The organism is Paraburkholderia aspalathi (genome assembly GCF_900116445.1).
Taxonomy (GTDB): Bacteria; Pseudomonadota; Gammaproteobacteria; order Burkholderiales; family Burkholderiaceae; genus Paraburkholderia; species Paraburkholderia aspalathi.
Map to the genome: position 1 here is coordinate 50,949 of NZ_FPBH01000007.1, position 14,388 is coordinate 65,336.

At 61.6% G+C, this 14,388-nt stretch carries 11 protein-coding genes; 7 read left to right on the forward strand and 4 right to left on the reverse strand.

What is annotated here, in order from left to right; all coding sequences use genetic code 11:
• Positions 1-124: 124 nt before the first annotated feature.
• A complete protein-coding gene (locus tag BM438_RS13350; protein WP_093634720.1) occupies positions 125-1,105 on the forward strand; it encodes an aldo/keto reductase in 981 nt (326 codons plus the stop codon).
• A 115-nt stretch (positions 1,106-1,220) separates the two neighbouring features.
• Here the strand turns inward: BM438_RS13350 and BM438_RS13355 are convergent, their stop codons facing one another.
• The 4 genes from BM438_RS13355 to BM438_RS13370 form a co-directional block, all read right to left on the reverse strand.
• Positions 1,221-2,126: a cation diffusion facilitator family transporter gene (locus BM438_RS13355; protein ID WP_054043383.1), complete on the reverse strand. Its 906-nt coding sequence runs from the start codon at positions 2,124-2,126 to the stop codon at positions 1,221-1,223.
• A gap of 156 nt (positions 2,127-2,282) precedes the next feature.
• The gene (locus BM438_RS13360) at positions 2,283-7,124 is read right to left on the reverse strand and encodes an NAD-glutamate dehydrogenase (RefSeq protein WP_093634721.1); all 4,842 of its coding nucleotides are present in this window, start codon (positions 7,122-7,124) and stop codon (positions 2,283-2,285) included.
• Between the two features lie 145 nt (positions 7,125-7,269).
• Entirely contained in the window at positions 7,270-8,046 is a 777-nt protein-coding gene (locus tag BM438_RS13365; RefSeq protein ID WP_093634722.1) for an alpha/beta fold hydrolase, read from the reverse strand.
• Positions 8,043-9,077: a M14 family zinc carboxypeptidase gene (locus BM438_RS13370; RefSeq protein WP_054043398.1), complete on the reverse strand. Its 1,035-nt coding sequence runs from the start codon at positions 9,075-9,077 to the stop codon at positions 8,043-8,045. Before BM438_RS13370 ends, BM438_RS13365 begins: the two co-directional genes overlap by 4 nt.
• 292 nt (positions 9,078-9,369) lie before the next feature.
• Between BM438_RS13370 and phnC the strand changes: the two genes are divergently transcribed.
• The 6 genes from phnC to BM438_RS13400 all read left to right on the forward strand — a co-directional run bounded on the left by phnC (position 9,370) and on the right by BM438_RS13400 (position 14,359).
• The gene (gene phnC, locus BM438_RS13375) at positions 9,370-10,266 is read left to right on the forward strand and encodes a phosphonate ABC transporter ATP-binding protein (protein WP_093634910.1); all 897 of its coding nucleotides are present in this window, start codon (positions 9,370-9,372) and stop codon (positions 10,264-10,266) included.
• 42 nt (positions 10,267-10,308) lie between these two features.
• Positions 10,309-11,286 (forward strand): phosphonate ABC transporter substrate-binding protein, encoded by a 978-nt coding sequence (phnD, locus tag BM438_RS13380; protein WP_093634723.1) that lies wholly within the window; start codon positions 10,309-10,311, stop codon positions 11,284-11,286.
• Positions 11,283-12,122 (forward strand): phosphonate ABC transporter, permease protein PhnE, encoded by an 840-nt coding sequence (gene phnE, locus BM438_RS13385; RefSeq protein WP_093634724.1) that lies wholly within the window; start codon positions 11,283-11,285, stop codon positions 12,120-12,122. Before phnD ends, phnE begins: the two co-directional genes overlap by 4 nt.
• 277 nt (positions 12,123-12,399) lie before the next feature.
• Positions 12,400-13,236 carry a DMT family transporter gene (locus BM438_RS13390; RefSeq protein ID WP_093634725.1) on the forward strand — a complete coding sequence of 279 codons (837 nt, stop codon included), beginning with the start codon at positions 12,400-12,402 and terminating at the stop codon, positions 13,234-13,236.
• 88 nt (positions 13,237-13,324) lie between these two features.
• Positions 13,325-13,783: a helix-turn-helix domain-containing protein gene (locus BM438_RS13395; RefSeq protein WP_093634911.1), complete on the forward strand. Its 459-nt coding sequence runs from the start codon at positions 13,325-13,327 to the stop codon at positions 13,781-13,783.
• 3 nt (positions 13,784-13,786) lie between these two features.
• Positions 13,787-14,359: a PIN domain-containing protein gene (locus tag BM438_RS13400; protein WP_093634726.1), complete on the forward strand. Its 573-nt coding sequence runs from the start codon at positions 13,787-13,789 to the stop codon at positions 14,357-14,359.
• The last annotated feature ends 29 nt before the right edge of the window (positions 14,360-14,388 follow it).

Consider the following 14,388-nt stretch of genomic DNA (forward strand, 5'->3'; position numbering starts at 1 on the left):
GAAGAAATTATTTTCCACTACGCATTGCAGCAAGTCACCCTTCAGCACGTCAACGCGTCCGTTCCTATAATGGGGGGTCGTCAGCACGCACCGCGTTTGTGCACTTCAACACAGGAGCACCTCGATGGACTATGTGAAACTGGGCCGCACCGGCCTCGGTGTATCGCGTCTTTGTCTCGGCTGCATGAGTTACGGCGTGCCCGCTCGCGGCACCCACCCCTGGTCGCTCGACGATGAAGCGGCGCGCCCCTTTATCAAGCAGGCGCTCGACCACGGCATCAACTTCTTCGATACCGCCAACGTGTACTCGGACGGCACCAGCGAAGAAATCGTCGGCCGCGCATTGAAGGACTTTGCGAAGCGTGACGAGATCGTACTGGCCACCAAGGTGAATAGCCGCATGCATCCGGGCCCTAACGGCGCGGGTCTGTCGCGCAAGGCGATCATGGCGGAAATCGACAACAGCCTGAGGCGTCTCGGTACGGACTACGTCGATCTGTATCAGATCCACCGCTGGGACTACGACACACCGATCGAAGAAACCATGGAGGCGCTGCACGACGTGGTGAAGGCCGGCAAGGCGCGCTATATCGGTGCGTCGTCGATGTATGCGTGGCAGTTCGCCAAGGCATTGCATGTGGCTGAACGCCATGGCTGGACGCGCTTCGTGACGATGCAGAACTACGTGAATCTGCTCTATCGAGAAGAAGAGCGGGAGATGCTGCCGCTGTGCGAAAGCGAAGGCATCGGCGTGATTCCATGGAGCCCCCTGGCACGCGGACGCCTGACGCGCGACTGGAACACTGAAAGCGCACGCTCCGAGACCGACGAATTCGGCCGCACTCTGTACGCACATACCGAAGACGCGGACCGCCGGATCGTGGAGCGCGTCAGCCAGATTGCGAAGGAACGCGGTGTGCCGCGCGCGCAAGTCGCACTAGCCTGGGTGTTGCAGAAGAAGCCGATCACCGCGCCTATCGTCGGCGCGACCAAGCTGCATCACCTGGACGATGCGGTCGCAGCACTGACGTTGAATCTGAGCGCGGACGAGATCCGCCAATTGGAAGAGCTGTACGTGCCACATGCGGTGACCGGTTTCAAATAAGCAGCCAATGCACTGGCCAGCGGACGCGAAAGTAAGGGCCTTCCTAAGCGAAGAAACTAGCGCAATCCGCTGGCCACCGACGAACCGGACATATCCTCGCCAGTGAGGCAACGCATCAAACCCGCGGCACGTCCGGTTCGAAAAACACCCAGCGCACTTGCGGAAATGCCTCCTGCAAATCCGCTTCGATCACGTTGATCGCATCGACCATCGCGCGGCCGCTCGCATAGTCGATCATTTCCGCCTGCACCGCCACCACCACGTGACGGCCCCACTGCAGCGTAATCATGTTGATGATGCTGCGAATCTCGGAGCGGCCGCGCAGATGCGTCTCGATCGCGCGGCGCACTTCCGGGCTCGCCGATTCGCCGACAATCATCGACTTCACTTCGCGCGCCACCAGCCACGCAATCACCATCAGCAACACGCCGACGCCGATGGAGCCCAGTGCGTCGTAGACGGGATTGCCGGTCACCATCGTCAGCAACACGGCGACAAAGGCGATCGCAAGACCCGCCAGCGCGGCAATGTCCTCGCCGGCCACCACCAGCAGTTCGGACTCGCGCGTTTCGCGAAACCAGCGCCACAGATGTTTGTCGGGATGCGACTTGCGGATCTCCTTGACCGCGCCCCACAAGGAAAGCGTTTCGAGCACCACCGAAACGCCCAGTACGACGAGCGCCACATAGGCATACTGCAAAGGCTCGCGCGCGAATAGACGATGCACGCCTTCGTAAACCGAAAACGCGCCGCCGACAAAAAACAGCAGCAATGCCACCAGCAGCGAATAGAAATTGATCTCGCGGCCACCGCCCATAGGATGCAAGGGGCTTGCCGGCTTGCGCGCTTCGCGCAAGCCGAATAGCAGCAGCAACTGGTTACCGCAGTCGGCGGTCGAGTGAATGGCTTCGGCGAACATCGAGCCGGAACCAGTGAACGCGGCAGCAGCGAACTTGCAGATAGCGATGCCGAGGTTGGCGGCAAGCGCATAGAAAATGGCTTTCGGCGATTCTTCTTTCATCGTCGTGGAGAGGGTCCGTGAGTTTGCAGAGCGCTTTCGGTTGGCAATAGTTCGTATTATGGACATGCCAGGTAGCATGCGTCCAACCCCGGCGCTGTTCCGCGCCGGGTGCTGTGACGTATGCAGCACATCTGCTTGCTCTCGCGCCCCGTCGTGCTATGCCCTTTCGAGCGCGGCCATCTCCCGCACGATCACCAGAAGCATCGACAGGCTTGCGCCGCCCGTGGCCCGCAGATCGGCAAGCAGACGCGCATAACGCTCGAGTTGCGCGGTGCGCTTCTCGCGCCATGCCTGAACCAATGCGTCCGGCGTGGATGCCTCGTCGGCGCCGGCCAGTGCGCTCGTGGTCAGCGCGCGTTTCAGGCGTGCGAGTTCCGCCAGAGCCGTGGCGCGCGCCAGCATGTCCCAGTGCGTGGGAGCCGGCAGCGCGGCCGCGCGCTCGCTGATCCAGCTGTAGTTCAGCAGCGTGCCGAGCGCGAAGTAGACGCCCGCCACGAGTTCGAGACTGCGCCCGCAAGTCGACGCCACCTCGGCGATGTCGAGCAAAGCCGCCGATATCTCTCCGCTGGCGATCCGCACTGCCAGTTCGCTATCGACGCCCGCGTCCACGAGCACGCGTTGCCGCTCGGACAGCGCGTCGAGATCGGCACTCGGCAGCAGCGCGGGCCATTGCGGCGCAAGGCGTTGCGCCGCGTCGCGGCAGCGCGCAAGCAGGCCGGCAACATCGCCGGCGCTAACCGCCCCTGATTGCAATTGCCGCAGGAACCACAGCGCCGAGCGTTCGACGAGCCGCGCCACTTCGACGAACATGCGTGCCTGCACATCGTCGGCGACACGGTTATCCAGCGCATCGATACTGCGCCACACGTCGTCGAGATCGAACACGTCGCGCGCCATGATGCAGGCGCGCACGATGTCGCCAGGCTGCGCATCGGTCTCTTCCATCAGCCGATGCACGAACTCGCAGCCCACGCGATTCACCAACGCATTGGTCAGATGCGTCGCAAGGATTTCGCGCCGCAACGGGTGACGTTGCATCGGCTCGCTAAAGCGCTGCCGCAACGGCTTCGGAAAGTACTCGATCAGCATGTCGCTGACGAGCGGGTCTTCCGGCATCGACGATTCGAGCAGCGCGTCGTAGAGCCACATCTTGCTATAGGCAAGCAGCACCGCGCGTTCGGGCGTGGTGAGCCCTTGTTTCGCGGCCTGGCGCTCGGCGACTTCTTCATCGGTCGGCAAGAACTCGATCACGCGGTTCAGACGGCCCGCGCGTTCGAGATAACGCATCAGGCGCGCTTCGGCATCGAGCAATTCGACGCCGTAGCGGCCCGCAATCGAGAGCGCCTGGGTCTGGTAATAGTTGTCCTGCAAGACGAGCAAGCCGACTTCATCGGTCATTTCCGCAAGCAGTGCATTGCGCTGTTTCTCGGTCATTTCGCCGTCGGAGACAACCAGCCCCAGCAGTATCTTGATGTTGACCTCGTGGTCCGAACAGTCGACCCCGGCGGAGTTGTCGATCGCATCGGTATTGATACGACCGCCGCGTTGGGCGAACTCGATACGCCCGAGTTGCGTAAGACCGAGATTGCCGCCTTCCGCGACGACCTTGCAGTGCAGATCGGCGCCGTTGACACGGATCGCGTCGTTGGCGCGGTCGCCCACCTGCAGATGCGTTTCGCGACTCGCCTTCACATAGGTGCCGATACCGCCGTTGTAAAGCAGATCGACCGGCGCCTGCAGAATCGCACGCATCAATTCAGCGGGCGCGAGCGCCGGCGCACTGATGCCAAGCACCGACTGAACGGCTGGAGACAACGGAATCGTCTTGGCGGTGCGCGGAAACACGCCGCCGCCCGCCGAGATGAGCGACGGGTCGTAGTCGGCCCAACTCGACCGGTCAAGCCCGAAAAGTCGCCCGCGCTCGGCAAGGCTTGCCGCCGGATCGGGATTCGGATCGAGAAAGATATGCCGATGATCGAATGCGGCGACCAGTTTGATATGCGGCGAGAGCAGCATGCCGTTGCCGAATACATCGCCCGACATATCGCCGACGCCCACGACCGTGAAATCAGTTGCTTGCGTATCGACGCCCATTTCGCGGAAGTGCCGTTTGACCGACTCCCAGGCCCCGCGCGCCGTGATCGCCATTTTCTTGTGGTCATAACCGACCGAGCCGCCCGATGCAAAGGCATCGTCGAGCCAGAAGCCGTATTCCTGGGAGATCGCGTTCGCGTAGTCGGAGAAGGTGGCGGTGCCCTTGTCGGCGGCGACGACCAGATAGGGATCGTCGGGGTCATGGCGCACCACATCGGGCGGCGGCACCACCGTCGTACCCGTGAGGTTGTCGGTCAAGTCGAGCAGGCCGCGCAAGAACGTCTGATAGCAGGCGATGCCCTCACGCATCCACGCGTCGCGTTCGGTCTGCGGCGGCGGATTCTTCACGACGAAACCGCCTTTGGAGCCAACCGGCACGATCACCACGTTCTTGACCATCTGCGCCTTCATCAAGCCGAGCACTTCCGTGCGGAAGTCCTCACGCCGATCCGACCAGCGCAGGCCGCCGCGCGCAACCCGTCCGCCGCGCAAATGCACGCCTTCCACACGCGGCGAGTACACCCAGATTTCGAACATCGGTTTCGGTTCTGGCAAACCGGGCACCTGGGCGGGATTGAATTTGAACGACAGATACGGTTTCGGATGGCCGTCGGCGTCGAAGCGATAGTAGTTCGTGCGCTGCGTGGCCTTGATGACGCCGAGGAATTGCCGGAGTATCCGGTCCTCGTCGAGATTCGGCACCTGATCGAGCGCGCTGTCGATCGTCTTCAGCAAGCTATCGACGCGGGCCTCGCGTGTATCGCCAAGCACCGGATCGAAACGTGCAATGAACAACTCGACCAGCATGCGGGCAATCGCCGGATTGCCGGTCACCGCGCGTTCGATATAAGCGTCGCTGAACGTCGAACCCACTTGCCTCAGGTACTTGGCGTAAGCACGCAGAATCGTCACCTCGCGCGCACTCAGTTGCGCGCGCAACACCAGACGATTGAAATCATCGCTTTCGATTCCGCCGGTCCACACCTGTTCGAACGCATCTTCGAAAAGATCCTTCACCCGTTCGATATCGAACTCCGCATCGTCCGCGAGTTCAAGGCCGAAATCGTGAATCCAGGCAGGCGTGGCGTCGAGTGCTTCGATCAGATAAGGCCGCTCTTCATCGACACGCACGCCGAGATGTTCGAGCATCGGCAAGCTGCGCGACAAGGCAATAGGCAAGCCCGCACGATAAACCTTGAAACGGAACGCGCGCGGCCCTGATTCGATCGGGCGGTACAGGTTCATGGCGAGCCGCTCGCTGCCCTGCACGCGCTCGATCAGCTCGATATCGCGCACCGCAGTACGGGCCGGATAATCGTCGCGATAGCCGGGGGGAAACGAATCCGCATAGTGTTGCAGGAGACGGTTGCCCTGCTCTTCGCCGAATGCATCGAGCAACGCGTCGGCGAGATCGTCCTGCCAGCGGCGCGTAACGTGAACGAGGCGCGCTTCGAGCTCACGCGTATCGACATGAGGCATGCCCCCGGGCTTCGCATGCACGACGAAGTGAATACGCGCGAGTGTCGACTCCGACAACAAGGGCGTGAATTCGACACTTTCCCCGTTGAACGCATCGGTCAGCAGATTCGCGATGCGCTGCCGCAGATCGGTGTTGTACTTGTCACGCGGCACGAACACGAGACACGACACGAATCGGTCGAAACGGTCGCGCCGGACGAACATCCGCGTGCGCTGATGCTCCTGCAAACGCAGCACGCCCAGCGCGATATCGTAGAGCTGGTCTTCGTCGGCCTGAAACAGTTCGTCACGTGGATAGGTTTCGAGCACCGTCACCAGTGATTTGGCCAGGTGGCCCTTGGGCAGGAAACCGGCCCGCCGTACGATGTTCGCGCATTTGCGCCGTACGATCGGAATCTCCGCCGCCGACACCAGGTACGCGGTGGACGTATACAGACCGATAAAGCGCCGCTCGCCGGTCACCTTGCCGTCCGCACCGGTCAGCTTGATGCCAACGTAATCCAGATAGCCCGGCCGATGCACCGTCGCGCGCGAGTTGGCCTTGGTCAGGAAAATGGGCGACGAGCCGGAGATGATATCGGCGGCCGCCGGTGGCAATGGCGTGATTTCCGCTGCGCCCGCGGGACGCAACTCGTCGCGCAGAATGCCGAGGCCCGAGCCGGGTACCGCACGCAGGCCAAAGCCGATATCGTGCTGCACCAATTCATAGTCGCGCTGGCCAAGAAACGTGAAATGATCGGCCACCATCCATTCGAGGAACGCGCGGGCTTCCATACCTTCCGGTCCTGCCTCGCCGGCCTTCATGCCTTTGACGGTGACGCGCGCGAGTTCGACGATCTTCGGCCAATCCTCCACTGCGGCGCGCACGTCGCGCAGCACTCTTGCGATCTCGTCACGCAACGCGTCGAGTTTCGCTGCGTCGCCGCAACGGTCGACCTCGAAGTGAATGAACGAAGCAAGCTGCGAGCGCGTATCGGCGGCATCTTCAGCGCCCTGACCCACGCGCACAATGCTGCCGTCCGGTCCGCGCCAGATGCGGAACACCGGATGCACGACTGAATGCAGTGCGAGCCCGAGGCGATTGACCGCCATCGATACCGAATCGACCAGGAACGGCATATCGTCGTTGACGATCTCGATCACGGTGTGATCGGAATGCCAGCCATGCTGTTCGAGTATCGGGTTGTAGACACGCAGCCGTTCGCTGCCTGGCACGAAGCGCTGCGCGGTTTGCCAATGGGCAAGCGCTGCGCCGTAAAGATCAGCGATGGAGCGGCTTTGAAGATCGTCGGCGTCGACGAAATCGTAGTAGTGCCGCAGGAAAGGCTCGACGACTTTGAAGGTTGGCTCCGGCAATCGTCCACGCGCAAATTCAAAGACATCGTTCAGCAGGTGCGTGACGGCTTCTTCATTCTTTGCTTGCATGATCAACTCCCCCGGCGGGCGGCAATAGCGAGTATCGCTTGATTCGCATGCATCGTCTGAACGAGGATTATGCGCCTGCCACCTGGAAATCGATGCGCGAGCTCACTTAGGTTATACCCGCTGCCGGAGAACGTGCGGCCTCCGTTTAAAGCGCGGCCTTCAATTCGCCAGCCTCCTGCCTCAGCCATGCCTGGACCTGTTCGCTGGCCCAGCCCGGATCATCGTGCGGCAGGTCGTGACCGGCCCATTGATGCTCGCGATGCGTTGCGCCCCACGCTGCGGCGAGTTTGGCCGAACACACCGGATTGACCAGTTTATCGGCGCGTGAAGAGAGAATCAGCAACGGGCAATGCGGTTTCGCCGCAGCCGCACTAAAGCGCGCGGCGGCCCAAAGCTGCCGCAACGCATTGCCGCGGCTCACCGGCGCGCTGCGGCGAATTTCGCTCCATGCATCGAGATCGGCGCCCAGCGTTTCGACGTTGTTGCACGTCAGCCGATGAATACCGCTTTCCGCGCGCGTTGCATCGCGCCAGTGTGCTGCGACGCCCAGCAGGCCAGGCCATGCTGATGGACGCAAGCGCTCGTGCATGCGGCTGAACGGCCTCATGCTGGTATTGATCAACACGAGCCGCTCGATCTCGCCGGGATGCCGTTGCGCCCAGTCGGTCGCCACCATGCCGCCGAGCGACATCGCCAGCACGCGATAGGGACCTGCCGCGCCCGTTTGCAATGCAGCAATCCGCACGAAGCCCACCATATCTTCGACGGTGGCCGGCGCGCGCAAGCGTACGAACTCGCCATTGCCGGGCAGATCGAGCAGCAACAGGCGATCCGTGCCGGTCGCTTCGCTCAGCAAGCCTGGCAAACGACCCCAGTGGCGTGTTTCGCGCGTCAGTCCACGCAACAGAATCCAAGTGCTCATGGCGCTTCCGGCGTGGTCCAGTGATCGATCGCGCTTTGCAGCAGTTCCTCGCGACGATTGCCTTGCGGCAGCCAGCGTTGCGACGAGAACGCTGCGCGCGCGAGAAAATCGAGCAAATTCGCATGACGCCGCAGCACGCGCGCGGTGCGATGCGCTTTGACCGGATTGAACATGCCCTGGCGCGAAAACAGTTGACGCGGGTTCTTCTTGATCCACAGCCACGAACCGAGTTCGAGCGTCATCGGCAGGAAGACGTTGGGCGGCGGCGTACGGTCGTACGCGAAGTCCCACAGATCGCCATGCAACAGATACTGGTGGCTCTGCGGCTCGAACGCGTAGCCATGATGCGGATGCGCGCGCTCGAACATGGTTTTCAGCACGTACATTTCCGGCAGATGCGGCATCAGCTTGCGCGTGCGCGCGTAGGGAAACCAGATGCTGTCGCGCCAGCCGTACCCCGAGTGGCAGTCGAGCGCAATGCTCAGAGGCCGCGCGGCCATGTCGGTTTCGACCACCCGCAGGAGCGCCGCGGCCTCGGGCTCCATCGGCTCGCCTTGCCGGCCGCGATACCACGGCAGCCACGCGCCCACGCGTTGACCGCCGGCCAGCAGCGGCACGCGTTCGTCGGCGTTCTGCGGCGCATTGCGCATCAGATCGACTCCATTGGGATTGGCCCGCGTGGCCGCCCACATGCCGCCCGGATTGACGATCGGCATAAAGATCAGACGAATCGATTGCAACTGCCGCACCAGCAGTTCGTCCCATTCCAGCCGGGCGAGCAGCGCGCGCATGTAGTCGAGCACGAGTTGCGAGCCGATCCGTTCGAGTCCGTGAATGCCGCCAAAAAAACCGATTGCCGGCGCGAGCGGATCGGTTGAACCGATGCTCGCGGTGTGAACGGCGAAGTGCCGGCCCCGCACCGTCGTCTCGCAGACTGTGCGGATCTCGAAGCTGGCGCTGCCCTGGTCGAGGATCGTCTTGAGATCTTCGTACTCCGCAAAACTGTCGGGCAGAAAGCTCAAAGGCTGCATGACGACGTCGAAAAGGAACTGCAAGGTTATTGGGGACGGCACACCGAATGACGCAATATAGCCTGGCTGCAGGTGATCATGCGCAGCCCGCCCCGCCCAATGCAAATCATGTCATGCGGGTGTCATTTTCCATTCGAATGAATGACTTCTGCCTGTCTTCCTGGCGACTCAAAAAAGACACATATAGATATAGTCGTCTAGACGTTGCGATGCCTTCACTCAACCGTCACAGACGCTTCCTAGAATGAGCCCCACACATGCCGGCAATGGCCGGATGCATGAAGGGGTGCTCATGGAAGCAATTCGGGAAGCAATTCGTATCGAACGGTTGAGCAAGACGTTCGGCAACGGTCGCAAGGCGCTGGACGAAATCGATCTGCGTGTCGAGCCGGGTGAAATGGTGGCGTTGATTGGCGCCTCGGGCTCGGGCAAGTCGACACTGCTGCGGCATATCGCGGGCTTCACGGCCTCGGACGCGCAACCGTCTCAGATCGCAATTCTCGGCCGGCCGATCCAGCAAAACGGCCGCATTGTGCGCGAAGTGCGCAGCATTCGCCGTGATATCGGTTTCGTGTTCCAGCAATTCAATCTGGTGAACCGGCTTTCCGTGGAGAGCAACGTGCTGATCGGCGCGCTCGCGCGGCTGCCATTGTGGCGCCGTTTGAGCGGGCGATTTCCAGCTGCGGAGCGGGCGTTGTCGATGGCCGCGCTCAATGAAGTCGGCATCGGCGACCACGCGCGCGAGCGCGCCGCCAACCTCTCCGGCGGCCAGCAGCAACGCGCGGCATTGGCGCGGGCGCTGGTGCAACGCGCGCGCATCGTGCTCGCCGACGAACCAATCGCCTCACTCGATCCCGAATCGTCGCGCCGCGTGATGGAAATGCTGCGCACCCTCAACGTCGACCATCAACTGACCGTACTGGTGTCGCTGCATCAGGTCGACATTGCGATGCAGTACTGCCCGCGCACCGTTGCACTGCGTCGCGGCAAGGTGGTCTACGACGGTCCCTCCGCCGCGCTGAGCCCTGCCCTGCTCAAGAAACTCTACGGCGACGATGCGCGTGAACTGCTCGAGGAGGCCACCGCAGATGGCGCGGCCAATCAGGTGGACAGCAACGCACCGGCGCAGGACACCGAATCCACCTCGACGCGTTACGCATTCGCTCTCAATCCGGCGCACTCGAACTGAGCGCGCCCACTCATTCTGTTCACTCAACCGGACCTCAAAGCGATGAAATTCCTGCGTTCATTGATTACGCTGACCGTCGGCGCGGCCGCATTTGCCTGCGTCGCCACCGCACAAGCCGAGGACATCAATCTCGGCATCATCTCGACCGACTCCTCCTCCGTGCTGAAACAGCGCTGGGAGCCGCTGATCGACGACATGAACAAGCAAACCGGCCTGAACGTCAAAGCGTTCTTCGCGACCGACTACGCCGGCATCATCGAAGGCATGCGCTTTAACAAGGTACAGGTCGGTTATTTCGGCAATGCGTCGGCGATCGAAGCGGTGGATCGCTCGCAAGGCGAAGTGTTCGCGAAAGTCCTGTATCTGAACGGCGACGCCGGTTACAAGTCGGTGCTGATCACCAACGTGAACAGCCGCTTCAAGACGCTCGACGACGTGTTCAAGAACACGAAGGACGTCACACTCGGTTTCGGCGATCCGAACTCCACCTCGGGCACGCTGATCCCCGGCTATTACCTGTTCGCCCAGCACAAGACGCCGGTCAACACCTCGTTCAAGGCCGTGCTGCCGTCGAGCCACGAAGCGAATCTGCTGGCTGTGGTGAACAACAAGATCGACATCGCGACCAACAACACCGAGATGCTCGACACGCTGAAGAAGCAGCATCCGGACAAGTTTGCGCAAGTGCGCGTGTTGTGGACGTCGCCGCTGATTCCGTCGGACCCGCTGGTATGGCGCAAGGATCTGCCGCAAGCCACCAAGGACAAGATCCGCAACTTCTTCGTGAACTACGGCAAGACCGATCCGCATGAAAAACAGGTGATGGCTGCCATCACGGGCTACGCCGGCTTCGCGGCATCGTCGGATGAGCAGTTGCTGCCGATTCGCCAGGTCGCGCTGTTCCAGCAGAAGCAGAAGATCGAGAGCGACACGCATCTTTCCGACGACGACCGCAAGACCCAACTGGCCGCACTCGACGCCAAGCTGAGCGCACTCAACACCGCCGTAGCCAAGCAATGAACACTGTTGATCTGATCACGTCGCCCACGCGTGCGAGCGAAGCGCTCGCCGCGCAGGCGGCGCGCGCCGCCCCCGCTGCGGGCAAGCGCAGCTGGCTGTCGCTCATCGGTTGGATCGCCGTGCTCGCCGTGTTGGGTGGCGCCTGGCACGGCGCCGATATGCGACCGCTCGACCTGCTCTCCGACTCCGGCAACATGGGCCAGTTCGCCAAGGACTTCTTCCCGCCGGACTTCACCGAATGGCGCAGCTATCTGCACGAGATGTATGTGACGCTGTCGGTGGCGGTGTGGGGCACGGCCCTCTCGCTAGTGTGCGCTGTGCCGTGTGGGCTGATGTCCGCGCACAACATGGCGCCGATGTGGGTCGTGCAGCCGATGCGCCGCATGATGGACGCGTGCCGCGCGATCAATGAAATGGTCTTCGCGATGTTGTTCATCGTGGCCGTGGGACTCGGTCCGTTCGCCGGCGTGCTGGCGTTGTGGGTGCATACCACCGGCGTGCTCGCCAAGCTCTTCGCCGAAGCGGTCGAGGCAATCGATCCGCGTCCGGCCGAAGGCGTGCGCGCTACCGGCGCGACCAGTCTCGACGAAATCATCTACGGTGTGCTGCCGCAAGTGCTGCCGTTGTGGATCTCGTACGCGCTATATCGCTTTGAATCGAACGTGCGCTCGGCGATGGTGGTCGGCATGGTCGGCGCGGGCGGGATCGGCGTGGTGCTGTACGAGGCGATCCGCTCGTTCAATTATGCGCAGACGGCCGCGGTGATGATCATGGTGATCGTGGTCGTGACGGTGATCGATCTGGCGTCCGCGTGGCTGCGCGAACGCGTGACGTGACCGCTTCACGATTCCTGAATGCCAGGGGGTTGGCAACACGCGCTTCGCCAACCCTCGTTCAGGCCGCTTCGACACGGCGTGCCGATGTGTAAGTGCGCCAGAGTACAAGCGTTGCGCCAGAGTTGAGCGGCGGGCTCCCGGCGCCATAAATTACCCGCCTTTGCCACACAAAGCCCCTTCACTTTAGTCGTCCACCTCTCCATTCCGGCGTTCTGCTGGAATAATCACGTGCTTGCAGCCGGCGCGCTGGCCTTCTTTCTCCTCTCCCTGGTTTCTGATGGACACCTTTGTCGTCTTGCTGGTGCTGCTCTCCGCGCTGCTTCACGCTACCTGGAACGCGTTTCTGCATCTATCCGAAGACCGCGTATGGCTGCTTGGCATGATGGCGATTCCGTATGTCGCTGTCAGCGCGGTCGGCGTGATCGTGCTTCCTTTGCCTGCACCTGAGGCGTGGCCTTATATCTTCGCGTCGGTCGTACTCGAATTCGGCTACCTGCTGGCACTGATCCGCGCTTATAAGAGCGGCGATTTCGGGCAAATCTATCCGATCGCGCGCGGTCTTTCGCCGATGCTCGTATTCGTCGGCGCGCTGGTCTTCGCGCATGAATCGCTCAAGCCGTTGGCGGCCATCGGCGTGGCGCTAGTGTCGCTCGGCATCGTCTCACTCGCGTTCCGCCGCGGCATGCAGTTTTCCGGCGAAAGCGTGCCGTTCGCGCTACTGACGGGCTTCTTTATCGCCACGTATTCGGTCGTCGACGGAATCGGCGCGCGCGTGGCGGGCAACGGCCTGAGTTACATCATGTGGATCTATCTGATCTGGAATGTCCCGCAGTTTCTGCTTGCGTGGCATTGGCGCGGCGGCGCGAAGGGGTTGTTCATCGGCCGCACGGTGGTGCTCAAGGGCATCGCGTCCGGTGTGCTCGCACTCACCGCCTATTGCCTGATCATCGAGGCCTACCGCTATCTGCCAATTGCGATGGTCTCCGCGCTGCGTGAGCTCAGTTCAATCTTCGCGGTGCTGATCGGCTGGCTGTTTATGAGGGAGAAGCTCACCACGCGGCGGATCCTGGCCTGCGCGCTGGTTACGCTGGGGGCTGTGTTGATTCGGATTTGAGGGACTGCCGCATCTGCTCATGCCCGTTTCGTTTATTGCGATTTCGAATATTTCGATTTACAATACCGAATTCGAAAGGAACCGCGCCATGAACACCTCGATCCACCCTACGCCGCTACCGTCAGCGCAAGAGGCTGAGCTCGCCCGTGTCTCCGGCCGGAATCTGTCTGTCGTGCTTTCAAGCCGCGCCGAAACGCAACAGTTCGACTTCAAGGACAGCAAGGGCGAAACGCGCAGCGTGGAGTTGCCGACGTCGGTTGTGCGTCTTATTGTCGACGTCCTTGCGGAAATCGGCCAGGGCAACGCCGTGTCGATCATCCCTATTCACGCCGAATTGACTACGCAGGAAGCGGCCGATCTGCTTAACGTGTCGCGGCCATACTTCGTCCAGTTGCTGGAGAAGAAAGAAATCCCTTTCCGGAAGGTCAATACGCATCGGCGAGTGCGTTATGAAGACGTGATGGCGTATAAGGATCGAATCGATACGGATCGGCGCAAGGCCCTGGACGAACTCGCGGCGTTGTCACAGGAAATGGGTTTGGAATAGTCGATGTCGTCACATTTCACCGCGATCTACGACGCTTGCGTTCTGTACTCCCAACCATTACGAAATCTGTTGATGCGTCTCGCGCTAACCGACCTCTATCGTGCGCGCTGGACGCCGGCCATTCATGACGAGTGGACCCGCAATCTGATTGCAAACCGTCCTGACCTCGACCCCGTCAAGATCCATCGCGTCCGCGACCTGATGGACGCGCATGTGCGGGATGCCTTGGTCGACAACTATGAGCATCTGATGCCGGCCATCGATTTGCCGGATCCTGGTGATGCACATGTGGTCGCCGCCGCCGTGCATTGCGGCGCGGAACTCATCGTCACGTTCAACCTGAAGGATTTTCCAGTCGAGGCCTTGAGCACATTCAACGTGGCCGCTCAGCATCCTGATGACTTCATTGCTGATCTCTTCGACCTGAACCAAGCCAAGGTTCTCGAAGCGATGGCTGAACACAGAAAGTCGTTGAAAAATCCGCCCAAGTCCGTCGAAGAATACCTCGACACGCTTGCCGGCCTGGGCCTCACTCAAACCGTTTCAATGGTCCGCCCCTACAGCATCGCTATCTGAAAAGCGCCCCCGCCCGCCCTCAAGTCCAC

What these genes read in the sequence shown, in the direction of transcription:
- BM438_RS13355 (WP_054043383.1), bottom strand. Translation starts at nt 2,126, where the DNA reads ATGAAAGAAGAATCGCCGAAAGCCATTTTCTATGCGCTTGCCGCCAAC.
- BM438_RS13370 (WP_054043398.1), bottom strand. Translation starts at nt 9,077, where the DNA reads ATGCAGCCTTTGAGCTTTCTGCCCGACAGTTTTGCGGAGTACGAAGAT.
- phnE (WP_093634724.1), top strand. Translation starts at nt 11,283, where the DNA reads ATGAACACTGTTGATCTGATCACGTCGCCCACGCGTGCGAGCGAAGCG.
- BM438_RS13350 (WP_093634720.1), top strand. Translation starts at nt 125, where the DNA reads ATGGACTATGTGAAACTGGGCCGCACCGGCCTCGGTGTATCGCGTCTT.
- BM438_RS13395 (WP_093634911.1), top strand. Translation starts at nt 13,325, where the DNA reads ATGAACACCTCGATCCACCCTACGCCGCTACCGTCAGCGCAAGAGGCT.
- BM438_RS13360 (WP_093634721.1), bottom strand. Translation starts at nt 7,124, where the DNA reads ATGCAAGCAAAGAATGAAGAAGCCGTCACGCACCTGCTGAACGATGTC.
- BM438_RS13390 (WP_093634725.1), top strand. Translation starts at nt 12,400, where the DNA reads ATGGACACCTTTGTCGTCTTGCTGGTGCTGCTCTCCGCGCTGCTTCAC.
- BM438_RS13400 (WP_093634726.1), top strand. Translation starts at nt 13,787, where the DNA reads ATGTCGTCACATTTCACCGCGATCTACGACGCTTGCGTTCTGTACTCC.
- phnC (WP_093634910.1), top strand. Translation starts at nt 9,370, where the DNA reads ATGGAAGCAATTCGGGAAGCAATTCGTATCGAACGGTTGAGCAAGACG.
- BM438_RS13365 (WP_093634722.1), bottom strand. Translation starts at nt 8,046, where the DNA reads ATGAGCACTTGGATTCTGTTGCGTGGACTGACGCGCGAAACACGCCAC.
- phnD (WP_093634723.1), top strand. Translation starts at nt 10,309, where the DNA reads ATGAAATTCCTGCGTTCATTGATTACGCTGACCGTCGGCGCGGCCGCA.